The sequence below is a fragment of the Streptomyces sp. NBC_00872 genome (assembly GCF_045161915.1).
Lineage (GTDB): Bacteria > Actinomycetota > Actinomycetes > Streptomycetales > Streptomycetaceae > Streptomyces.
In genome coordinates this window covers 3,219,922-3,240,510 of record NZ_CP108806.1, presented here as the reverse complement: position 1 = coordinate 3,240,510, position 20,589 = coordinate 3,219,922, and the positions used below count along the sequence as shown (strand labels likewise).

The following is a 20,589-nucleotide window of genomic DNA, read 5'->3' as shown; positions in this document are numbered from 1 at the left end:
GGGGAGTACCTCATGGGACGTTATGTGATCCGCCGTCTGCTCCAGATGATCCCCGTCTTCATCGGGGCCACCCTGCTGATCTTCCTGATGGTCCATGTGATGGGCGACCCGATCGCGGGACTCTGCGGCGAGAGACAGTGCGATCCGGCGACCGAGGCCCGGCTGCGCCAGGAGTTCGGCCTCGACCAGCCGGTGTGGCAGCAGTATCTGACCTATATGGCCCATGTGTTCTCGGGCGACTTCGGGACCGCCTTCAACGGCCAGAAGGTCATCGACCTGATGGCGTCGGCCTTCCCGGTCACCATCCGGCTCACCCTCGTGGCCGTCGCCTTCGAGCTCGTCATCGGGGTCGTCCTCGGGGTGATCACGGGTCTGCGCCGGGGCCGCCCGGTCGACACCTCCGTACTGCTGCTGACGCTCGTGGTCATCGCCGTACCGACCTTTGTCACCGGGCTGCTGGCGCAGCTCCTGTTCGGCGTCAAGTGGAGGATCATCCAGCCGTCGGTCTCCTACACCGCGCCCTTCGACGAGCTGATCCTGCCCGGACTGGTGCTGGCGTCGGTCTCCCTGGCGTATGTCACCCGGCTGACCCGCGCCTCGATCGCCGAGAACGCCCGCTCCGACTATGTCCGCACCGCCGTCGCCAAGGGACTGCCCAGACACCGGGTGATCACCCGCCATCTCCTGCGGAACTCGCTGATCCCGGTGGTCACCTTCATCGGCACGGACATCGGCGCCCTGATGGGCGGCGCCATCGTCACCGAGCGGATCTTCAACATCCACGGTGTCGGATTCCAGCTCTACCAGGGGATCCTGCGCCAGAACACCCAGACCGTCGTCGGCTTCGTGACCGTACTCGTCATCGTCTTCCTGCTGGCGAATCTGCTGGTCGACCTGGTCTACGCCGTTCTCGACCCGAGGATCCGCTATGCCTGAGCCGCAGTGCGCCCGACCGAGGACCACCGCCGTCGCCGCCTCCGCGGCGGGCGCCGCGACCGTCCTCGCCGCCGGTGAGACAGGGAAGACCGCCGTCCCGGAGCGGCGGCCCGGGAGCCCCGACGGCGCCGCGCCCACCGGAAGGCCCCGCGGTCTGTGGTCGGACGCCTGGCACGATCTGCGCCGTAACCCGGTCTTCCTCGTCTCGGCGCTCGTCATCGTCTTCCTGGTGGTCATCTCGGTCCGGCCGTCCCTGATCGCCGGCGGCAACCCGCTCTCCTGCGATCTCGCCCAGGCCCAGGAGGGCTCCCGGCCCGGCCATCCCTTCGGCTTCAACGGACAGGGCTGCGACATCTACACCCGTACCGTCCACGGCGCCAGGACCTCGGTCGTCGTCGGGGTGCTCGCCAGCCTCGGGGTCGCCGTGACCGGCTCGGTCCTCGGCGCCCTGGCCGGATTCTTCGGCGGGGTCTGGGACGCGGTCCTCTCCCGGATCACCGATGTCTTCTTCGCGGTTCCGGTGGTGCTCGGCGGACTCGTCCTGCTGTCCCTGGTGGCCGGCACCACCGTCTGGCCGGTGATCGGTTTCATGGTGCTGCTCGGCTGGCCGCAGATCTCCCGGATCGCCCGCGGGTCCGTGATCACGGTCGGACAGAACGACTTCGTGCAGGCGGCGCGGGCGCTCGGCGCCTCCCGCACACGGATCCTGCTCCGGCACGTCCTGCCCAACGCCGTCGCGCCCGTGATCGTCGTGGCGACCATCGCGCTCGGTACGTTCATCGCGCTGGAGGCGACCCTCTCGTACCTCGGTGTGGGGCTCAGACCGCCCGCGGTGTCCTGGGGGATCGACATCTCGGACGCCTCGCCGTACATCCGCAACTCCCCGCACATGCTGCTCTGGCCGGCCGGCGCGCTGGCGGTCACCGTGCTCGCGTTCATCATGCTCGGCGACGCGGTACGCGACGCCCTCGACCCCAAGCTGCGCTAGTGCTGTGGCCGCGCTAGACCCGCGATTCCAGGGAGTCCGCCCATGCTGCTCGACGTACGCGATCTACGAGTGGAGTTCCGTACCCGCGACGGTGTCGCCAGGGCCGTCAACGGCGTGAGTTACGCGGTGGACGCCGGCGAGACGCTCGCCGTGCTCGGCGAGTCCGGCTCGGGCAAGTCCGTCACCGCGCAGGCGGTCATGGGAATCCTGGACTCGCCCCCCGGCCGGATCACCGGCGGTGAAGTGTTCTTCCAGGGCCGTGATCTGCTGAAGCTCAAGGAGGAGCGGCGGCGCCGGATCCGGGGCGCCGAGATGGCGATGATCTTCCAGGACGCGCTGTCCGCGCTCAACCCCGTGCTCAGCGTCGGCACCCAGCTCGGCGAGATGTTCGTGGTGCACCGGGGGATGTCCCGCGGACAGGCGCGGGCGCGGGCCGTCGAGCTGATGGACCGGGTCGGGATCCCGGCGGCCCGGGAACGCGTGGGCGACTATCCGCACCAGTTCTCCGGCGGTATGCGCCAGCGCGTCATGATCGCGATGGCCCTCGCGCTGGAACCCCCGCTGATCATCGCCGACGAACCGACCACCGCGCTCGATGTGACCGTCCAGGCCCAGGTCATGGAACTGCTCGCGGAGCTGCGTCGCGAGCTGGACATGGGGCTGGTCCTGATCACCCATGATCTCGGGGTGGTCGCCGACGCCGCGGACCGGATCGCGGTGATGTACGCGGGGCGGATCGTGGAGACCGCGCCGGTGCACGCCCTCTACAAGGCCCCGGCCCATCCGTACACCCGCGGTCTGCTGGACTCGATCCCGCGCCTGGACCGCAAGGGCCGGGAGCTGTACGCGATCAGGGGCCTGCCGCCGAATCCGCTGCGCGTCCCGCCCGGCTGCGCCTTCCACCCCCGCTGCCCGATCGCCCGGGACATCTGCCGTACGGACGAGCCCCCGCTCCACGACATCGGCGGGGGCCGGCACAGCGCCTGCCACTTCTGGCGGGAGACACTCGATGGCTGAGGCGCTTCTGGAAGTCACCGACCTGGTCAAACACTATCCGCTGACCCGCGGCGTCCTGGTCAGGAAACAGATCGGGGCGGTACGGGCCGTCGACGGGATCTCCTTCGGTCTGGCCGCCGGGGAGACCCTCGGCATCGTGGGGGAGTCGGGCTGCGGCAAGTCGACCGTGGCGAGGATGCTGGTGAATCTGGAGCGGCCGACGTCCGGCCGGATCCGCTACAAGGGCGAGGACATCACCCGGCTGTCGCGGCGCGCGCTGAAGGCGGTGCGCAGAAACATCCAGATGGTGTTCCAGGATCCGTACACCTCGCTCGATCCCCGGATGACCGTGGGCGACATCGTCGGGGAGCCGTACGAGATCCATCCCGAGGCGGCGCCGAAGGGCGACCGGCGCCGCAGGGTCCGGGAGCTGCTGGACGTGGTCGGGCTCGACCCGGAGTACGTGAACCGCTATCCGCACCAGTTCTCCGGCGGGCAGCGCCAGCGCATCGGTATCGCCAGGGGGCTGGCCCTGCGGCCGGAGATCATCGTCGCCGACGAACCGGTCTCCGCCCTCGATGTCTCCGTCCAGGCGCAGGTCATCAATCTGATGGAGCGGCTCCAGAACGAGTTCGCGCTCTCCTATGTGTTCATCGCCCATGATCTGTCGATCGTCCGGCACATCTCCGACCGGGTCGGGGTGATGTATCTGGGGCGGCTCGCCGAGCTCGGCTCGGACGAGCAGATCTACGACCACCCCACGCACCCCTACACCCAGGCGCTGCTCTCCGCCGTGCCGGTGCCCGATCCGGCGGCCCGCGAGCACCGGGACCGGATCGTCCTGGCGGGCGAGGTCCCGTCCCCGGCGCACCCGCCGTCCGGCTGCCGGTTCCGTACCCGCTGCTGGAAGGCGCGGGAGCGGTGTGCGGTGGAGGAGCCGGAGCTGGCGGTCCCGGCGGCTTTCCTGGGGCAGGAGGGACCGGCGGCGCATCCCTCCGCCTGTCATTTCGCGGCGCGGCGACGGATCGTACCGGCCGTGGGGGGCGAAACGTAATAAAACACATCAATTTCGTTAACACACAGGCAACTTCACGGACCCGACACCGATATACGAACGCGTCACGCTGAACTCCGTACGGCCGTGCGGGTGCCGTAGATCGGCCGGGGCTCTGGGAGCCCCGGCCGGTCGCCTCTGTGCCGGGCCGTTCCGGCCGCCGCTCCGCGGGTCAGTCCAGGCCCAGCGACCGCTTCAGGAAGTCGACCTGGAGCAGCAGCAGATTCTCCGCGATCTGTTCCTGCGGTGTCATATGCGTCACACCGGTGAGCGGCAGCACCTCATGGGGCCGTCCCGCGGCGAGCAGTGCCGCGGAGAGCCTGAGGGTGTGCGCGACCACCACATTGTCGTCGGCGAGTCCATGGATCAGCATCAGCGGCCGCACGGGCAGCTCGGGCGCCGAGAGTCCGTCGTCCGTGACCAGTGAGTGGGCGTCGTAGACCTCGGGCGCCTCCTGCGGGGTGCCGAAGTACCGCTCCTGGTAGTGGGTGTCGTAGAGCCGCAGATCGGTGACCGGGGCGCCGGAGACCGCCGCGTGGAAGACATCGGGGCGGCGCAGGACCGCGAGGGCGGCGAGCCAGCCGCCGAAGGACCAGCCGCGGATCGCCACCCGCTCCAGATCGAGCGGGAAGCGGTCCGCGAGGGCGTGCAGCGCCTCGATCTGGTCGTCCAGGCTGAGCAGCGTATTCCGCTTGACCGCCTTCTCCCAGGCGGGGGAGCGGCCCGGGGTGCCCCGGCCGTCGGCGACGATCACCGCGAACCCCTGGTCGGCGAACCACTGTGAGGTCAGATACGCGTTCTGCGCGGCGACCACCCGCTGGCCGTGCGGACCGCCGTAGGGATCCAGCAGAACCGGAAGCGGACCATCCGATTCCTGGTAACCGGCCGGCAGGAGCACGGCGGAGGGAATCCGGTGCGCGCCCGCCTCGGTGAGTGTCGCGCGAGCCGTGAGCACCGGCTGTTCGGCGTACGAGGCGATGGTGGCGAGCCGCTCGCCGTCCCTGAGGACCTGTACGGACGAGCCCGGGGTGTCCGGCGCGGCCGACACCAGTACGGACACTCCGCCCGACCGTACGGCCGTGTGCACACCGGCGCCCGCCGAGATCCGCTCCACCCCCAGATCACTGACTCTGTACACATGAATCTGGCCAATTTCTGGATCACCCGCCTCCTCGCCGGCCGATGCCGAGATCAGGACATCCCGGTCACCGACGTCCAGAACCGCGCGCGGATGCAGCTGCGGTCCGGTCAGCGGCCGGTCGCCGAGCGCCAGGACCCGCGCGCCCCCCTCGTCGGCGAGCCGCACCAGCCGCCCGTCCGGTGTCCAGGCCGGCACCCCGGGGGAGAGCTCCAGCCACGCGGGGTCCTCGTCCTGATGTACGGTCCTGGTCGCGCCGGTCTCCGTGTCCACCGCCAGATAGAGCTGTCCGCGCTGGTCACGGCTCTGTACCAGCAGCAGGGGGGCACCCTCGGACGCCCAGTGGACCCGGGCCAGATACGGATACCGCGCCCGGTCCCAGGTCACCTCCGTACGCTGCGCGGACCCGGCGTCCGGCCCCTCCAGGGGGATCAGGAAGAGCCGTACGTCCGCGTTGGGCGTGCCCGCGGCGGGATAGGCGACCCGGGCCGGCTCGCGGTCCGGGTGGGCGGGATCGGAGATCCACCAGCGCCGCACGTGTGAGGTGTCCACCCGCGCGACCAGCAGCCGGTCCGATCCGGGCGACCACCAGAAGCCGCGGGTACGGCTCATCTCCTCGGCGGCGATGAACTCCGCGAGACCGTAGGTGATGTCCGCCCCGTCGGCCGCCCCTTCGGCCGCGCTCCCGCCGGGTCCGGCCAGCTCACGGTCGCCTTCCCCGTCCGCTCCGATCACTCGGAGCGCCCCCTCGGCCACATAGGCGATGTGCCGGCCGTCGGGCGCGGGCCGCGGGTCGATCACCGGTCCCCGTACGGGCAGTTGGCGCGCGGTGCCGGCGCGCAGCTCTGCCGCGTACAGCCGCCCGGAGAGCGCGAACGCGGCCATTTCGACCGCATTGTCCACCGCGTAGCCGACGATGCCCTCCGCCCCCTCGCGGCTCCGCTCGCGGCGGGCCCGCTCCTCGGCGGAGAGGTGCTCCACGGCGCCCCCCAGCAGCGTCCTGGGGTCCGCGGCGAGCCGCTCCCGCCCCCCGGGGCCCGGGTCTTCGAGATCGAGCACCCAGAGGGCGTTCACGCGGTCCGCCCCCGAGGCGGAACGCAGGAAGACCACCCGCGCTCCGTCGGGCGAGACCGTGAACGCGCGGGGAGCGCCCAGGGTGAACCGCTGTGTCCTGGCGTGCTGGCGTGGGAACGAGTGCTCGTGGCTCAAGGTCATACGACCGAAACTAGTGCCCGTGCGCCCCCCTGTGCTGCCGTGCACCGACCGATGCGTACGTACGGATAGTTATGATCCGTAGCGCAAGGTGGGTAGGAATCTGCAGGCACATGCATGCCGCTCTTTCCCGACTGATATTTATGGAGGTGAACCGCCGTGGCACTCTCGATTTCGGCGGTGGTGCTGCTGGCGATCATCGTCTTCCTGCTGGTCCGGAAATCCGGGCTCAAGGCCGGTCACGCGGTGGTCTGCATGCTGCTCGGGTTCTACATCGCCAGTTCGTCCATCGCTCCCACCATCAGCGAACTGACCACGAACGTGGCGGGGATGATCGGCGGGATCAAGTTCTGACCCCCGCCTCATGACGTCCGACTCGTGACCCCCGCTCCGTGATCTCCGGCTCGTCGGTCCTCGACCAGCCGGCCTCCGACTCCAGTCGCCGCCGAAGCCGCTGACCCGGGCTTCCGGCCCTCTTTTCCGACTCCGCTCGCCGTCCCCCGGCCGCCGCCCACCGGCCGGGGGTTTCACGGGCGGCCTCGTAGGCTGTCCTCATGACCGACCAACCCGCCCGTCGTCTGCTGCTGGTGCACGCGCACCCGGACGACGAGTCGATCAACAACGGCGCCACCATGGCCAAGTACGCGGCCGAGGGCGCTCTGGTCACCCTGGTGACCTGCACCCTCGGGGAGGAGGGCGAGATCATCACGCCCGGTCTCGCCCATCTCGCCGCCGACCGGGAGGACGGCCTCGGCGCCCATCGCATCGGTGAACTCGCCGCGGCCATGGGGGAGCTGGGCGTCTCCGATCACCGGTTCCTCGGCGGCCCCGGCAGATTCCGGGACTCCGGGATGATGGGCCTGCCGCAGAACGACCGCGAGGGCGCCTTCTGGCACACGGAGGTCGACGAGGCCGCGGGGCATCTGGTCGAGGTGATCCGAGAGGTGCGCCCCCAGGTGCTGGTGACCTACGACCCGAACGGCGGTTACGGACACCCCGACCATATCCAGGCCCACCGCGTCGCCATGCGCGCCGCGGCACTGGCCGCCGACGGCGCGTACGGCCCCGGGCTCGGCGCTCCCCACTCGATCGGCAAGATCTACTGGAACCGGGTGCCGCGCTCGGTGGCCGTGGAGGGATTCGCCCGGCTTCGTGACACTGGTACCGATTTTCCCGGTATCGCCGAAGTCGACGACATCCCGGGGGTGGTGGACGACTCGGAGATCACCGCGGTGATCGACGGCGCGCCGTACCGGGAGCGCAAGGCCGCCGCGATGCGGGCCCACGCGACGCAAATCGCCGTCGACGGGCCCTTCTTCGCGCTCTCCAACGATCTGGGCCAGCCGATCTTCGCCGCCGAGTACTACCAGTTGGTGCACGGGGTGTCCGGAGCGTCCGCCGGTGAACGCGAGGGCGATCTCTTCGCCGGAGTCACCGGAGACGGTGGAGACGCCGGAGACGGTGGAGACACGGGAGTCGCCGGAGACGGTGCGGCGGGCCATGGCAGTGGGGCGGGCGCATGAGTGAGCTGAAGCGGCAGCAGGCCGCCGACGGGCTCCCGACCCCGCCCCGGCCCTCCCGTATCGCCGTCTACGTCGGCCTCGCCGTGCTGGGCGCCCTCGTCGCCCTCGCGGGCTCGTTCGTCCAAGGCGGCTGGTTCCCCGGGGGTTTGGTGCTGGCCCTGCTCGCCACCGCCGGTGTCTTCTTCGGCGGACTGCGTCTCACCGGAACCCAGATGGGCGTGGGAGCGCCCGCCGGGGGCTGGCTGATCGCGGCCGTTCTGCTGAGCGTCGGCCGCCCGGAGGGCGACGCGGCCTTCTCCGCGGGCGTCGGACCGCTCATCTATCTGCTGGGCGGGATGGCGGTGGCTGTGATGTGTGCCACCATGTCGCGGTTGCCGCAACCGGGCACGAAGTCCGGCCGACTTGGGAAGTGACGCGCCCGTCATCCACTGAATTGCCCCCGTCGGCACGGCCCGCGAACCATGGCTTCACACGGTCGTGGGGTGCCGGCCGGCTGGGGCCAGTATGGTGGTGCGCGCTCCGGGCCTTCCCCTCGCCTTCGGCTGTGGGGGACCTGAACAGTTGAGTACCAGTAAGAACGGGCGGCGGAGCCAACCGGGAGAACCTGCTTTGAGTCGTGAAACTGACAGTTCGTCCTCCGGGCCCCAGGGGCGCGGCGGAGCCGCGTACCCCTCGGGGACACCGCCGTACGGATCCCGCCAGTATCCGTCGACGCACCCCCAGCAGGATGCTCCGGAGGAGACCGAGACCGCGCTCGCCCCTCAGCCGGACGAGCCAAGAACCGAAACCACACTGACCACACGCATCCGGATCAACATTCCGGGTTCGCGGCCGATCCCGCCGGTCGTGATGCGTACGCCCATGGGCGAGAGCGATACCGCGGGCGGCCGGGGCGTCAAGGCCGCCGAGCTCACGAGCGGCGCCCAGGTGCCCGAGCAGGGCCAGGACGGGGCGGACGCCCTGGGGGGCCAGGCTCCGGACGAGAAGCCGGCCGCGGACAAGCCCGCGAACGACTGGTTCGCGCCACGCAGGTCCTCGACGGGCCCGGCGGGCGGCACGGGAACGGGCACCGGTACGAGCGCGGGCATGGGCGCGGGCGCGGCCGCCGTCGCGGGCGTCTCCGTGCCGGCGCAGGCCGACCCAGGCACCGGCCGGCTCACGGACACGCCGTACTACGCCGACTACTCCGAGCCCCCGCAGGCGCGGTCGCACCCGTCCACCGGCGGCGGCCCGCACGGCGATCCCTCCGGCGGAACCGCGCTGCCGGTCCAGGGGACCGGCGGCTTCGGGCCCGGTGGCGGACCCACCACACCGGCGCTCGGAATCCGTACCCCCGGCGCTTCCGCGGGCCCCGGCGGCCCCAGCGGCCCGACCGGGGGACCCGTCACCGGCAGTGCCTCGCTGGGCACCCCGCCCCTGGCACTGGGCGCCGGGCCCGGCCAGGCCCACGGCGGGCAGGGCGGTGCGCCGCGGATGTCCGACGACACCGCGGAGCTGACCCCGCAGCAGCACGCGCCCCAGCCGGGACCCGGCGGCGGCCATGTCTCCGGGGACACGCTCACCAGCGGTATCCCCGTGGTTCCGCCGGAGCACCGCTCGCCCTTCCCGGGTTCGGGAGCGCAGGGCGGCGGCGCGCACGCCGATCAGGACCGGCGGCCCGGCGGCCCCGGCTCCCACGGCCAGGACCAGGACTTCTCGGCGCCGGACTTCCCCGGTCCGATCGGTTCCACGCAGGGCGGCGGGCCTGCGACCGCTCCGGCCCGGTCCGCCGCTCCGGCGGCCCCCGCCCCCAAGCCCGTCAAGAAGAAGGGCCGGTCCAAGCTGGCGCTCCTCGTCGGCCTCCTGCTGGTGGCGGGCGGCGGTGTGTACGGCGCGGGTCTGCTCATGAACCACTCCGACGTACCGAAGGGCACCACCGTCCTCGGGGTCGACATCGGCGGCGGCACCCGTGACGCGGCGGTCATCAAGCTCGACGCGGCCCTCGGCAAGCGCGCCTCGGCGCCCCTGCTGCTCAGCGTCGGCGGCAAGACCGAGGAGCTCTCCCCGGACAAGGCGGGCCTCAGCCTGGACAGCCAGGCGACCGTCCGGTCCGCGGCCGGCAGCGACTACAACCCGGTCTCGGTGATCGGCTCGCTCTTCGGCGGGCAGCGGATCGCCCAGCCGGTGATCCCGGTCGACGAGGAGAAGCTCAGCGCCGCGCTGACCGATCTGGCCGGTGTCTCGGGCTCGGCCACCGAAGGAACGATCAAGTTCGAGCCGGGCCGTGCCGTCGCCATACCGGGCAAGTCGGGCCAGTCGCTCGATGTCAGCCACTCGATCATCTCGGTACGGGACGCCTACCGTTCCCAGGTCCAGACGGGCCGTACGAACACCGTCGAGCTGCCCATCGCCCCGCGCGATCCGACGATCACCCAGGCAGAGCTGGACCGGGCGATGAACGAGTTCGCCAAGCCCGCGATGTCCGATCTGATCACGATCAGCGCCGGCGACAAGGAGATCCAGTTCGGCCCCGCCAAGTCGCTGCCGAAGATCCTCTCGATGAAGGCGATCGACGGCCGGCTGGTGGAGGTCTACGACAAGAAGGCGATCGAGGAGCTTCTGGAAGGCGTCTTCGACGGCATCACGATCACCAAGGGGGACGGCAAGGAGCACCCCGTCTCCGCCGACGATGTCGCCCAGGCGATGCAGAAGGCACTGCTCGGCACCACACCCGCCGAGCGCACCCAGGTGATCGATCTCGACCCGAGCTGATCGGTTCGGCCGATCGGCTGTGCCGGAGCCCCCGTCCTCTCCTGGGCGGGGGCTCCGGCGCGTCCGCCGACGGTGTGTCCCGCCGCGATCGGGCCGAGTGGGCCGGCGCGGTCCGCTCGGGGCGGTCCGCTCAGCGCGGTTTGCTTGGGACGGTCCGCTCGGGGCGGTCAGTTGAGCATCGCCCGTGCCGCCCGTGCCCGGCGGCGGATCGCTTCCGCCGTGGACGGCTCGACGGCTTCGACCACCTCCGCGTACTCCTCCATCTCCGTCGCGCCCTGGAGGTACTCCCCGCGCTGGACGAGGAGTTGGGCACGTTCGTAGCGCAGTCGGGCCGGGTGCGCGGGCAGCAGCAAGGAGAGTTCGACCGCCCACAGCGACACATCGGTGCGCTCGGGGCGGTTGGCCGCCCAGGCACGGATGTTGTTCAGGACGCGCAGCACGATGCCGAGCGGATCGGCCGGGGCGAACAGCGCGTCCAGTGCCCTGTCCTCCAGCGTCCCGCCCGTCGTACCGCTCACCAGCAGTGCTGTGTCCGCGCTGGTCAGCAGCCGTCCGCCGGCGAAGGGATCGGCCAGGATCCGTTCGCCTGGATCGCCGAAGCCGACCACGAAATGGCCGGGCAGGGCCACCCCGTACACCGGCGCCCCGGCCCGTCGAGCGACCTCCATCCACACCACCGAGAGCAGGATGGGCAGTCCGCGCCGGCGCCGCAGTACCACCGGCAGCAGCGAGGAGTCGAGGCGCTGGTAGTCGGCGGGGGAGCCTTCGAAACCGCATCGCTCGCCGAGCAGTTCCGCGAGCGCGACCGCCCAGGCGCGCGCCCCGAGGACGCCGAAGGGCAGCAGTCCCGCGAGCCGGTCCAACTCGGCCTGGGCCGCGTCGATACCGGCCTCGCCCAGGGCGGGATCGGCCTCGGCGCCCACGAGGAGACAGAGCGTCGCCAGGTCGGGGCGGTCCGCGCGGGCCTCCAGGGCGAAGCGGCGGCGCGGGTCGTCGGATTCCGGTCGCATATCGGCCTCGTACCCGCTCAGGGCGATCGGAAGTAGTGGTAACGGTGGTGGACGGCGAAGCCCATGGCGTCGTACAGCGCACGCGCCCCGGTGTTGTCCGACTCCACCTGGAGCCAGGCGGCGGACGCGCCCTCCTCCAGCGCGCGCCGGGCGAGCGCGGTCATCACGGCCGTCGCCAGGCCCTCGCGGCGGTGGGCCGGGTCGACCTCCACCGCCATGAACCCCGCCCAGCGTCCGTCGACCACACACCGGCCGATGGCCGCGGGCACGTCCCCCGTTCCGGGCACCGAGGCGAACCACACCGAAGGGCCACCGGCCAGTACGTGGAGCACATGGGGTCCCGGCACACCGGACCGCTGGTAACGCCGGAGCCAGCCGGTGCCCGCGGAGCCGATGGAGCGGTCCAGCCGTACCCGCGAGACGGCGGCGTCCTGGTCCCCGATCGCGGCCAGCGCCCCGATCCGTACCTCCGTGGTCGTCTCCCGCCGCCAGCCGCGCCGCTCCAGCTCCGCGCAGAGCGTCTCCTGGGTGCCCTCCGCGCCGGTCGCGGCCTGGATGTACGCCGGCAGCCCGCGCTCCCCGTACCACCGCCGTACGCGCTCCAGCGCCTCGTCCAGCGGTGTCCCCGGGTCGCCGAGGGGCAGGACGGAGTTGGCCCGCCGGGTGAAGCCTCCCGCGGCCCGCAGCAGCCACTCGCCCAGCGGCTCGCTCTCCACCGGCTGCCAGGCGCGCGCACCGACCCGTGCCAGTTCCTGGAAGTCCGCCGCGGGCCCCCGGCGCCTGGCGGGCGCGGCCGGTACGACCTTCCCCGCGACCAGGGCCGATTCGGGGACGCGGACGCTCTCGCCGGTACGGCGTGTGATCAGCAACACACCCTTGTCCCACGATGTGAGAACGCCGACCGTGTCGGTGAACTTCCGCGCCCCCGTGCCCCCGCCCGTCAGCTGTCTGACCGAAACGCGTTTGCCCACGTCAGCCGGGGTCAGACGGACCCGGAGCCGTCCGCCCGCAGTGAATTCCACAGGTCTGTCCGCCCCTCCTGTTCGGATCGTGCTCAAGAACGGAGATACTAGATGCGGGCATCGACGACGCCGCGCTTCCGCGCGCCCGTGGACGGAGCCGCAGATCGGCCCGCCGCGCCCTATCGAGGAGGAACGACAGCGTGACCTACGTCATCGCGCAGCCTTGTGTCGACGTCAAGGACAAGGCGTGCATCGAGGAGTGCCCGGTCGACTGCATCTACGAGGGCTCCCGGTCCTTGTACATCCACCCGGACGAATGCGTCGACTGTGGAGCCTGTGAGCCGGTCTGCCCGGTCGAGGCCATCTTCTACGAGGACGACACCCCGGAGGAGTGGAAGGACTACTACAAGGCGAATGTCGAGTTCTTCGACGAGCTCGGCTCGCCCGGCGGTGCTTCCAAGCTCGGCCTGATCGAGCGTGACCACCCCTTCATCGCCGCTCTGCCGCCCCAGAACGGCTGACCGCGTGCCTCTCGGTCCCGTACGGCCCGCGCCGTACGGGACCGGGGTGTTTTCCCGGTACGGGTCCGGCACGGTCCGGTACGAACCCGGTGCGAGTGCCGTCCGGTAGAAGTGTGTACCGTCCGGTACGAGTGTGTACGAGAAGTGTGTACGAGAAAGAGTGAGCACGTGTCCGCTGTCTCTTCGCGCCTTCCCCTCTTCCCCTGGGACAAGCTGGAGCCCCACAAGGCGAAGGCCACGGCTCATCCCGACGGGATCGTCGACCTGTCCATCGGGACCCCCGTCGACCCGGTCCCCGAGCTGATCCAGCGGGCGCTGACCGCCGCCGCCGACTCACCCGGGTATCCGACGGTGTGGGGCACGGCCGCGCTGCGTGACGCGCTGACCGGATGGGTGGAGCGCAGACTCGGCGCACACGGGGTCGCACACGAGAACGTGCTGCCGGTGCTCGGTTCCAAGGAACTGGTGGCCTGGCTGCCGACCCAGCTCGGCCTCGGCGCGGGCGACCGGGTCGCGTATCCGCGGCTCGCGTACCCGACGTACGAGGTGGGGGCCAGGCTCGCCGGCACCGAGCCCGTCCCGTACGACGCGGAGACCTTCGGGGCCGACCCCGCGGGCGCCGGACTGGAGGATGTGAAGCTCCTCTGGCTGAACTCGCCGTCGAACCCGACCGGAGCGGTGCTGCCCAAGGACGCGCTGGCCCGGATCGTGGCCTGGGCGCGGGAGCACGGGGTGCTGGTCTTCAGCGACGAGTGCTATCTGGAGCTGGGCTGGGAGGCCGAGCCCGTCTCCGTGCTGCACCCGGACGTCTGCGGCGGTACGTACGAGGGGATCGTCGCCGTCCACTCGCTCTCCAAGCGCTCCAACCTCGCCGGATACCGCGCGGCGTTCGTGGCGGGTGACGCCGCCGTCCTCGGAGGGCTGCTCCAGATCCGCAGGCACGGCGGGATGATGACCCCCGCGCCGGTGCAGGCGGCGACGGTGGCGGCGCTCGGTGACGACACGCACGTACGGGAACAGCGCGCGCGGTACGCGGCCCGTCGCACGGCGCTGCGCACCGCGCTGGAGGCGCACGGCTTCCGTGTCGACCACAGCGAGGCCAGTCTGTATCTCTGGTCGACACGCGACGAGCCGTGCTGGGACACCGTGGCGCACCTCGCGGAGCTGGGCATCCTGGTCGCGCCCGGCGACTTCTACGGTCCGCAGGGAGCGCGCCATGTGAGGGTGGCGCTGACGGCCACGGACGAACGCGTCGAGGCGGCGGTCAAGCGGCTGGGCTGAGCGGCCGGGCCACGAGAAGAGACGGCTACGGGGAGGGCCCGGGGAGCGGCTGCTCCCCGGGCCCTCCCCGTACACCCCACACACCTCTGCGTAGCCGTGCGCTCCGCGCCTGGACGGTGCTCCGCCCCAGGCGCTTCGCGCGTCAGCCGCCGATCGGCAGGCCCTGGATCGGCAGGCCGCCCATGAGCGCCCCGGTCGACGCGGCCCCGGTGCCCTTCGTGGCGGTCGAGGTGGTGTCGCCCACCAGCTGACCGGCGCTTCCCGCGGTGTCGCCGGCCACCTTCTGAACGGCGGGCGTCGCGGTCTTGCCGACCGAGCCGACGGTCTTGCCCGCGGCGGGGACGCCCTTCTTGACGGCCTTGCCGCCGAGGTCACCCGCCACCTCGGTGGTCTGCCGCGCGCCACCGTCCACGGTGTTGCCCACGGCGGCACCGTCCAGCGAGCTCACCGCGCCCAGGTCGGTGGGCTGCGGCAGTGCCGCGGCGCTCGCGGAGCCGGCCGCACCGACCACGGGGGCTGCGCCGGCGGCGACGAGCAGCGCGGCACGGGCGATCCGACGGGTCACGGGGAGGGACATGATGCTCCTTTGGCGGGAGGGAAACAGTGCTTGTCCGTCGATCGGACGGCCTGACAACCCCTCGAAGGGCGACGGAAGTTGCGGTGCGCCAAGGTAACGAATGGATAACGCGTCGTATTGTCGACGGCGGATGAAAGCGGGCAAATGAGGGTGCCCGGCCGTGCCTGCTGAATCGTCACTTCCCTTGGTGCGCAGGGGAAATGGCCGATCAGGCGGGCGCTGCCGAATCATCGGAAGAAATGCCGCCGGAAAAGCGGCGGACTCGTCCGTCCGGGCGATCGGCCGTACTGCTGAACGGTGTGTGATATCGCCCGGTATGCCGGTACGGGGCGGGAGCGACGCGAGCCGGTGGGGACTGGTGCGGACCGGTGCGAGCCGGTGGGCCCGTGTGGGACGGGCCGGTTATCGCGCGGTGCGCATACGGACCTCGTCCAGGGCCTTCCCGGACTCCTCGGCCGTCCCCGAGCCGTCCGTCCGCCGCCAGCCCTGGTCCGCTTCCTTCGCGCTCCACACCCGGCCCGCGTAGGAGACCTCGTCGATCCGCAGGACGTCGGCCTGTGCCACCGCCCAGTGCGCCAGCTCCCAGCCGCGCCGGGACGACGAGCCCCCGTCCGCCGGGCCGCCGCTCGGGCCCGTGTCCGCGACCGTGTCCAGGGCCGGGTCCGAACCGGTCGTGGCGGACACGGGTACGGACACCCCGGTGTCCGAGCCGGCGGGCCGTACCCCGGAACCGAAGGCGCGCACCAGGGCGGCCCGTACCTTCGCCGGATCGCCGGGCACGGCCGCGCTCGGCGCCGAACAGGTCAGCGAGGCCGCGGACCGGCCGGTGAGCGCCGCGGCCAGCAGCGCGGCGTCCGGCTCGTGCTTCGCGTACGCCTGCGGGAAGCCGCTGCGCTGGACGCGCTGGGCCGCCTCGGTGAGCGGCAGCCGCGAGTAGCCGGGGACCTGGGCGAGATGGTCGTAGAACTGTCCCGCCGAGTAGACCGGATCGAGGATCTGCTTCGCCGTGCCCCACCCCTTGGAGGGGCGCTGCTGGAAGAGACCGAGCGAGTCCCGGTCACCGTGGTTCAGATTGCGCAGGGCGGACTCCTGGAGGGCCGTCGCCAGCGCGATCGTCACCGCGCGCTCGGGCAGCCCCCGGGTGGTGCCGACCGCGGAGATCGTCGCCGCGTTCGCGGCCTGCTCCGGGGTCATCTCGTAGGTGGGACTGGCGCCCGAGGCGCTGCCGTCCGAGCCGCCGTCGTCCGACGGGTCCATGGCCCGGACCACGCACCTGGGCGCGCCCCCGCCGCCGGACAGGTATTGCACCGCCATATATCCGGCCAGGGCCAGCAGCACGGCGAGAGCGGCGGCGATACGCAGGGGGCGGCCGCGACGGGAGGGGGGAGCGGTCTCGGACACGGGCCCACCGTACTGGAGTCGGATCGTCCCCACCGGCGCCGGACGACAGGGGGGACACCGGCCCTGTGGCCCCACGGCACCGGGCCGGACTCCCGGCGCACCTGGAGCCCGCCCGCATGGCAGCGTGCTGGGCCTACCGGGCGTGCTGGGCGTACTAGGGTCGCAGCATGTCTGAGAACGTGCTCGACCTCACCCTGGACGGCCCGGCGCTCACCGCGTGGCTGGTCGACTTCCCGTCGGTCAGCGGCGATGAGAAGCCGCTCGCCGACGCGATCGAGCAGGCGCTGCGTGCCCTGCCCCATCTCACCGTCGACCGGCACGGCAACAATGTCGTGGCCAGGACACAGCTGGGGCGGGACGAGCGGATCATCCTGGCCGGCCATGTCGACACCGTTCCGATCGCCGGCAATGTGCCCTCGCGACTGGACGAGGACGGGGTGCTGTGGGGCTGCGGCACCAGCGACATGAAGTCGGGGGTGGCCGTCCAGCTCCGTATCGCGGCGACGGTCCCCGAGCCCAACCGCGATCTCACCTTCGTCTTCTACGACAACGAAGAGGTCGACGCGGATCTCAATGGGCTCGGACATGTGGCCGACGCCCATCCCGACTGGCTGGAAGGTGATTTCGCCGTACTGCTGGAGTCGTCCGACGGAGAGGTCGAGGGCGGCTGCCAGGGCACGCTACGGGTCCTTCTCCGTACCACCGGGGAGCGGGCACACTCCGCGCGGAGCTGGATGGGGTCCAACGCCATTCACGCCGTGGCCCCCATCCTGGACCGTCTCGCCGCGTATGAACCACGCCGGCCCGTGATCGACGGTCTGGAGTACCGGGAGGGCCTCAACGCCGTACGGATCGAGGCGGGCGTCGCCAACAACGTCATCCCCGACGCCTGCACGGTCACCGTCAACTACCGCTACGCCCCGGACCGGAGCGAGGAGGAGGCCCTCGCCCATGTCCATGAGGTCTTCGCGGACTGCGGGGTCGCGGAGTTCACGGTGGACGACCACTCGGGAGCGGCGCTGCCGGGTCTCTCGCACCCTGCCGCCGCCGCCTTCATGACCGCCGTGGGCGGTACGGCACGGCCCAAGTTCGGCTGGACGGATGTCGCGCGGTTCGGGGGGCTCGGGGTGCCCGCGGTCAACTACGGTCCGGGTAACCCGCTGCTCGCCCACCGGCGCGACGAGCGGGTGGCCGTCGAGCGGATCACCCACTGCGAGGAGCGTCTGCGCGACTGGCTCACCAAGTGACGGTCTGATCGTCTGCCGGAATTTCGCCGTTTGTCACGCCCAGGGACCTACCCTTGCCCAGAACAACGCACAGCGGCGGAGGGAGCGGGTCATGGGCATGCCTGACGGAGCGCGGAAGCCTGAGGAACAGCGGCTCGGACCGGTGATCCGCAGACGGGAGCAGGTGCAGCCCGGTACGACCGATCAGCGGCTGCTGGACACCGAGGGTGACTCGGAGTGGGTGCACACCGACCCCTGGCGAGTGATGCGTATCCAGTCGGAGTTCGTCGAGGGCTTCGGCGCGCTGGCCGAACTGCCCAGCGCCATCAGTGTCTTCGGCTCCGCGCGCACCCCGGTCGGCTCCCCCGAGTACGAGGCGGGGACCCGGATCGGCGCGGCGCTCGTCGACGCCGGATTCGCGGTGATCACGGGCGGCGGCCCCGGTGCGATGGAGGCGGCGAACAAGGGGGCGCGGGAGGCGGAGGGGGTCTCCGTGGGGCTGGGGATCGAGCTGCCCTTCGAGCAGGGGCTCAATCCGCATGTCGACATCGGTGTGAACTTCCGCTACTTCTTCGTCCGCAAGACCATGTTCGTGAAGTACGCGCAGGGTTTCGTGGTGCTGCCGGGCGGTCTCGGCACGCTGGACGAGCTGTTCGAGGCGCTCACCCTGGTCCAGACCCGCAAGGTGACCCGCTTCCCCATCGTGCTGTTCGGCACGGCGTACTGGGGCGGGCTCATCGACTGGCTGCGGAACACCGTGGTCGCGCAGGGCAAGGCGTCCGAGAAGGATCTGCTGCTGTTCCATGTCACGGACGATGTGGACGAGGCTGTCGCGCTGGTGACCAAGGAAACGGGCAAGTAGGAGAAAACGGGCGGGCGGTGTGATGGCTGCCCGCCTGTTTCCCGCCCTGTTGCCCGCCTCCCGCCGTCATGACAGGCGGTGGCGGGAAGCCGGGAGAGCGGGGCCGGGGGCCGGTCGGGGAAGCCGGGAGAGCGGGAAGCCGCGGCCGGTCAGGCCAGACCCCTTCTGGCCACCTTAGGAGGGCGGTGACCGGCGATGGCGGCCACCATGTCCACCACCTGCCGGGTCTCCGCGACCTCGTGGACCCGGTAGACGCGGGCCCCGAGCCACGCGGACACCGCCGTCGTCGCGAGCGTTCCGATCAGCCGTTCCTTGACCGGCTTGTCGAGCGTCTCGCCGACGAAGTCCTTGTTGGAGAGCGAGACCAGCACCGGCCAGCCGGTCTCCGTCATCTCGCCCAGCCTGCGGGTCGCCTCCAGCGAGTGCCGGGTGTTCTTTCCGAAGTCGTGCCCGGGATCGATGATGATCCCGTCCCGGCGCACGCCCAGTTCCAGGGCCCGCTCGGCCAGTCCCAGCGTCACGCGCAGGATGTCCGCCAACACATCGTCGTAGCTGACCCGGTGCGGCCGGGTCCTGGGCTCGGCGCCGCCGGCATGCGTACAGACCAGCCCCGCGCCGTACCGCGCGGCGACCTCGGCGAGCCGGGGGTCCACCCCGCCCCACGCGTCGTTGAGCAGATCGGCGCCCGCCTCGCAGACCGCCTCGCCCACCTCGTGGCGCCAGGTGTCGACGCTGATCACCACGTCGGGGTGGCGCCGGCGCACCTCGGCGACGAAACCGACCGTACGGCGTGCCTCCTCCGCGGCCGTGACCTCGTCACCCGGCCCCGCCTTCACCCCGCCGATGTCGATGATCGCGGCGCCCTCGGCCACCGCGCGCTCGACATGGGCGAGGGCCGGCTCGTCGTGGAAGGACGCGCCCTGGTCGTAGAAGGAGTCCGGGGTCCGGTTGACGATCGCCATGATCACCGGCTCGTACGCGTCGAATTCCCGACGTCCCAGCCGCAGAGTCCCGCCGCTCATCCCCTGTTACCTCCTCGCGTTCGCTCGCCTGCGACCTTAACCGCCTTCCCATGGCACGATCGGCACCGGACGTTTTCCTGCCAGGGGAGAAGCTCGTGTTCTTGTTCTTGCTCATCGCGATGGGTGTGGTCGTCGCCGCGGTCACCCTCGCGGTCATCGGCGGCGGAGACCAGGCGGTCCTGCCGGAGGCCGCCCCCGACCGGCTGGTGGACCCCCTGCCCATGACGCGTCCCGTCGGCCGCGCCGATGTCGAGGCGCTCCGGCTGCCGCTCGGGCTGCGCGGCTACCGGATGGCGGAGGTGGACGATGTGCTCGGCCGGCTCGGCGCGGAGCTGGCGGAGCGGGACGCGAGGATCGCGGAGCTGGAGGCGGCGCTGGCCGGGGCCCAGGCGACGGCGGTCTCCTCCCCCGACCTCTTCAGGAAACCGGGAGAGGAGGACGACCGATGACCACCGGCGGTGTCGTGACGGGACCCGACGGACGGCCGCGCTGCCCGTGGGGGCTGTCGACGGAGGACTATGTCGCCTACCACGACACGGAGTGGGGCCGGCCGGTCCGCGGCGACGACGCGCTGTTCGAGCGGGTGTCCCTGGAGGCCTTCCAGTCCGGTCTCTCCTGGATCACGATCCTGCGTCGGCGCGAGGGCTTCCGCGAGGCGTTCGCCTCGTTCAAGATCGCGTCCGTGGCGGAGTTCACCGACACGGACCGTGAGCGGCTGCTCGCCGACCCGGGGATCATCCGCAACCGCGCCAAGATCGACGCGACGCTCGCCAACGCGCGTGCCCTGGCGCAGTGGCCCGACGGCGAGCTGACCACGCTGATCTGGTCCCACGCTCCCCGCCCGGCCCGCAGGGCGCCCAGGACCGCGGCCGACGTCCCGGCGGTCACGGACGAGTCCACGGCGCTGGCGAAGGACCTGAAGAAGCGCGGTATCCGCTTTGTCGGCCCGACCACGGCCTATGCCCTCATGCAGGCCTGCGGTCTGGTCAACGACCATCTGGCCGCCTGCGCCTTCCGCGACGCCTGACGGGCCCAGGCACGGGCCCGGCAGGGGCCCAGGAGTGCGGCCGGCCGCAGGGTCGGCCGCGGGTCCGGGCGCGGGTCCGGGCGCGGGTCCGGGCGCGGGCGC

At 71.5% G+C, this 20,589-nt stretch carries 20 protein-coding genes; 14 read left to right on the top strand and 6 right to left on the bottom strand.

The annotated features are described in order from the left end of the window. Nucleotides 1-12: 12 nt before the first annotated feature. Genes OG214_RS13755 through OG214_RS13740 form a run of 4 tightly spaced genes read left to right on the top strand, consistent with a single transcriptional unit; the run spans nucleotide 13 to nucleotide 3,974 of the window. A complete protein-coding gene (locus OG214_RS13755; RefSeq protein WP_363082231.1) occupies nucleotides 13-936 on the top strand; it encodes an ABC transporter permease in 924 nt (307 codons plus the stop codon). After that, nucleotides 929-1,924 carry an ABC transporter permease gene (locus OG214_RS13750; RefSeq protein WP_405984884.1) on the top strand — a complete coding sequence of 332 codons (996 nt, stop codon included), beginning with the start codon at nucleotides 929-931 and terminating at the stop codon, nucleotides 1,922-1,924. Before OG214_RS13755 ends, OG214_RS13750 begins: the two co-directional genes overlap by 8 nt. Before the next feature lie 42 nt (nucleotides 1,925-1,966). After that, the gene (locus OG214_RS13745) at nucleotides 1,967-2,941 is read left to right on the top strand and encodes an ABC transporter ATP-binding protein (protein ID WP_363082229.1); all 975 of its coding nucleotides are present in this window, start codon (nucleotides 1,967-1,969) and stop codon (nucleotides 2,939-2,941) included. Continuing rightward, on the top strand, nucleotides 2,934-3,974 hold the full coding sequence (locus OG214_RS13740) for an ABC transporter ATP-binding protein (protein ID WP_405984883.1): 1,041 nt from the start codon (nucleotides 2,934-2,936) through the stop codon (nucleotides 3,972-3,974). Before OG214_RS13745 ends, OG214_RS13740 begins: the two co-directional genes overlap by 8 nt. Nucleotides 3,975-4,146: 172 nt before the next feature. On the opposite strand, the gene OG214_RS13735 is transcribed toward OG214_RS13740, so the two are convergent. After that, complete coding sequence (locus OG214_RS13735) at nucleotides 4,147-6,327, bottom strand: alpha/beta fold hydrolase (RefSeq protein WP_405984882.1); 2,181 nt, start codon at nucleotides 6,325-6,327, stop codon at nucleotides 4,147-4,149. Nucleotides 6,328-6,483: 156 nt separating this feature from the next. Between OG214_RS13735 and OG214_RS13730 the strand changes: the two genes are divergently transcribed. The 4 genes from OG214_RS13730 (at nucleotide 6,484) to OG214_RS13715 (ending at nucleotide 10,598) form a co-directional block, all read left to right on the top strand. Next, entirely contained in the window at nucleotides 6,484-6,678 is a 195-nt protein-coding gene (locus OG214_RS13730) for a hypothetical protein (RefSeq protein ID WP_046497980.1), read from the top strand. Nucleotides 6,679-6,878: 200 nt separating this feature from the next. Then, nucleotides 6,879-7,847: an N-acetyl-1-D-myo-inositol-2-amino-2-deoxy-alpha-D-glucopyranoside deacetylase gene (mshB, locus tag OG214_RS13725; protein WP_405984881.1), complete on the top strand. Its 969-nt coding sequence runs from the start codon at nucleotides 6,879-6,881 to the stop codon at nucleotides 7,845-7,847. Further along, the gene (locus tag OG214_RS13720; RefSeq protein ID WP_363082225.1) at nucleotides 7,844-8,260 is read left to right on the top strand and encodes a DUF6113 family protein; all 417 of its coding nucleotides are present in this window, start codon (nucleotides 7,844-7,846) and stop codon (nucleotides 8,258-8,260) included. Before mshB ends, OG214_RS13720 begins: the two co-directional genes overlap by 4 nt. Nucleotides 8,261-8,456: 196 nt before the next feature. Continuing rightward, entirely contained in the window at nucleotides 8,457-10,598 is a 2,142-nt protein-coding gene (locus tag OG214_RS13715) for a hypothetical protein (protein WP_363082224.1), read from the top strand. A 167-nt stretch (nucleotides 10,599-10,765) separates the two neighbouring features. Here the strand turns inward: OG214_RS13715 and OG214_RS13710 are convergent, their stop codons facing one another. Both OG214_RS13710 and OG214_RS13705 read right to left on the bottom strand, forming a co-directional pair. Beyond that, the gene (locus OG214_RS13710) at nucleotides 10,766-11,608 is read right to left on the bottom strand and encodes a tetratricopeptide repeat protein (protein ID WP_405984880.1); all 843 of its coding nucleotides are present in this window, start codon (nucleotides 11,606-11,608) and stop codon (nucleotides 10,766-10,768) included. A gap of 17 nt (nucleotides 11,609-11,625) precedes the next feature. Then, nucleotides 11,626-12,630 carry a GNAT family N-acetyltransferase gene (locus OG214_RS13705; RefSeq protein WP_405984879.1) on the bottom strand — a complete coding sequence of 335 codons (1,005 nt, stop codon included), beginning with the start codon at nucleotides 12,628-12,630 and terminating at the stop codon, nucleotides 11,626-11,628. Nucleotides 12,631-12,770: 140 nt separating this feature from the next. On the opposite strand from OG214_RS13705, the gene fdxA reads away from it, so the two are divergent. Continuing rightward, the gene (fdxA, locus tag OG214_RS13700; RefSeq protein ID WP_003985062.1) at nucleotides 12,771-13,091 is read left to right on the top strand and encodes a ferredoxin; all 321 of its coding nucleotides are present in this window, start codon (nucleotides 12,771-12,773) and stop codon (nucleotides 13,089-13,091) included. Nucleotides 13,092-13,259: 168 nt separating this feature from the next. Beyond that, nucleotides 13,260-14,372 (top strand): succinyldiaminopimelate transaminase, encoded by a 1,113-nt coding sequence (gene dapC / locus OG214_RS13695; RefSeq protein ID WP_363082221.1) that lies wholly within the window; start codon nucleotides 13,260-13,262, stop codon nucleotides 14,370-14,372. 142 nt (nucleotides 14,373-14,514) lie between these two features. On the opposite strand, the gene OG214_RS13690 is transcribed toward dapC, so the two are convergent. Continuing rightward, complete coding sequence (locus OG214_RS13690) at nucleotides 14,515-14,949, bottom strand: ATP-binding protein (protein ID WP_363083722.1); 435 nt, start codon at nucleotides 14,947-14,949, stop codon at nucleotides 14,515-14,517. A 402-nt stretch (nucleotides 14,950-15,351) separates the two neighbouring features. Then, the gene (locus OG214_RS13685) at nucleotides 15,352-16,350 is read right to left on the bottom strand and encodes a hypothetical protein (RefSeq protein ID WP_405984878.1); all 999 of its coding nucleotides are present in this window, start codon (nucleotides 16,348-16,350) and stop codon (nucleotides 15,352-15,354) included. Nucleotides 16,351-16,517: 167 nt separating this feature from the next. Between OG214_RS13685 and dapE the strand changes: the two genes are divergently transcribed. Both dapE and OG214_RS13675 read left to right on the top strand, forming a co-directional pair. Further along, the gene (gene dapE / locus OG214_RS13680) at nucleotides 16,518-17,597 is read left to right on the top strand and encodes a succinyl-diaminopimelate desuccinylase (protein ID WP_363083724.1); all 1,080 of its coding nucleotides are present in this window, start codon (nucleotides 16,518-16,520) and stop codon (nucleotides 17,595-17,597) included. Nucleotides 17,598-17,688: 91 nt separating this feature from the next. After that, nucleotides 17,689-18,438: a TIGR00730 family Rossman fold protein gene (locus tag OG214_RS13675; RefSeq protein WP_363083725.1), complete on the top strand. Its 750-nt coding sequence runs from the start codon at nucleotides 17,689-17,691 to the stop codon at nucleotides 18,436-18,438. A gap of 149 nt (nucleotides 18,439-18,587) precedes the next feature. On the opposite strand, the gene folP is transcribed toward OG214_RS13675, so the two are convergent. After that, on the bottom strand, nucleotides 18,588-19,460 hold the full coding sequence (folP, locus tag OG214_RS13670; RefSeq protein ID WP_405984877.1) for a dihydropteroate synthase: 873 nt from the start codon (nucleotides 19,458-19,460) through the stop codon (nucleotides 18,588-18,590). 95 nt (nucleotides 19,461-19,555) lie between these two features. On the opposite strand from folP, the gene OG214_RS13665 reads away from it, so the two are divergent. Beyond that, entirely contained in the window at nucleotides 19,556-19,909 is a 354-nt protein-coding gene (locus tag OG214_RS13665; RefSeq protein WP_363083727.1) for a DivIVA domain-containing protein, read from the top strand. Next, the gene (locus tag OG214_RS13660) at nucleotides 19,906-20,487 is read left to right on the top strand and encodes a DNA-3-methyladenine glycosylase I (protein WP_363083728.1); all 582 of its coding nucleotides are present in this window, start codon (nucleotides 19,906-19,908) and stop codon (nucleotides 20,485-20,487) included. The genes OG214_RS13665 and OG214_RS13660 overlap by 4 nt, the downstream gene beginning before the upstream one ends. The last annotated feature ends 102 nt before the right edge of the window (nucleotides 20,488-20,589 follow it).

Bases quoted from the DNA above. Each gene is read 5' to 3' on its own strand.
- OG214_RS13755 (WP_363082231.1), top strand. From the start codon at position 13: ATGGGACGTTATGTGATCCGCCGTCTGCTCCAGATGATCCCCGTCTTC.
- OG214_RS13750 (WP_405984884.1), top strand. From the start codon at position 929: ATGCCTGAGCCGCAGTGCGCCCGACCGAGGACCACCGCCGTCGCCGCC.
- OG214_RS13745 (WP_363082229.1), top strand. From the start codon at position 1,967: ATGCTGCTCGACGTACGCGATCTACGAGTGGAGTTCCGTACCCGCGAC.
- OG214_RS13740 (WP_405984883.1), top strand. From the start codon at position 2,934: ATGGCTGAGGCGCTTCTGGAAGTCACCGACCTGGTCAAACACTATCCG.
- OG214_RS13735 (WP_405984882.1), bottom strand. From the start codon at position 6,327: ATGACCTTGAGCCACGAGCACTCGTTCCCACGCCAGCACGCCAGGACA.
- mshB (WP_405984881.1), top strand. From the start codon at position 6,879: ATGACCGACCAACCCGCCCGTCGTCTGCTGCTGGTGCACGCGCACCCG.
- OG214_RS13720 (WP_363082225.1), top strand. From the start codon at position 7,844: ATGAGTGAGCTGAAGCGGCAGCAGGCCGCCGACGGGCTCCCGACCCCG.
- OG214_RS13710 (WP_405984880.1), bottom strand. From the start codon at position 11,608: ATGCGACCGGAATCCGACGACCCGCGCCGCCGCTTCGCCCTGGAGGCC.
- OG214_RS13690 (WP_363083722.1), bottom strand. From the start codon at position 14,949: ATGTCCCTCCCCGTGACCCGTCGGATCGCCCGTGCCGCGCTGCTCGTC.
- dapE (WP_363083724.1), top strand. From the start codon at position 16,518: ATGTCTGAGAACGTGCTCGACCTCACCCTGGACGGCCCGGCGCTCACC.
- OG214_RS13675 (WP_363083725.1), top strand. From the start codon at position 17,689: ATGGGCATGCCTGACGGAGCGCGGAAGCCTGAGGAACAGCGGCTCGGA.
- folP (WP_405984877.1), bottom strand. From the start codon at position 19,460: ATGAGCGGCGGGACTCTGCGGCTGGGACGTCGGGAATTCGACGCGTAC.
- OG214_RS13660 (WP_363083728.1), top strand. From the start codon at position 19,906: ATGACCACCGGCGGTGTCGTGACGGGACCCGACGGACGGCCGCGCTGC.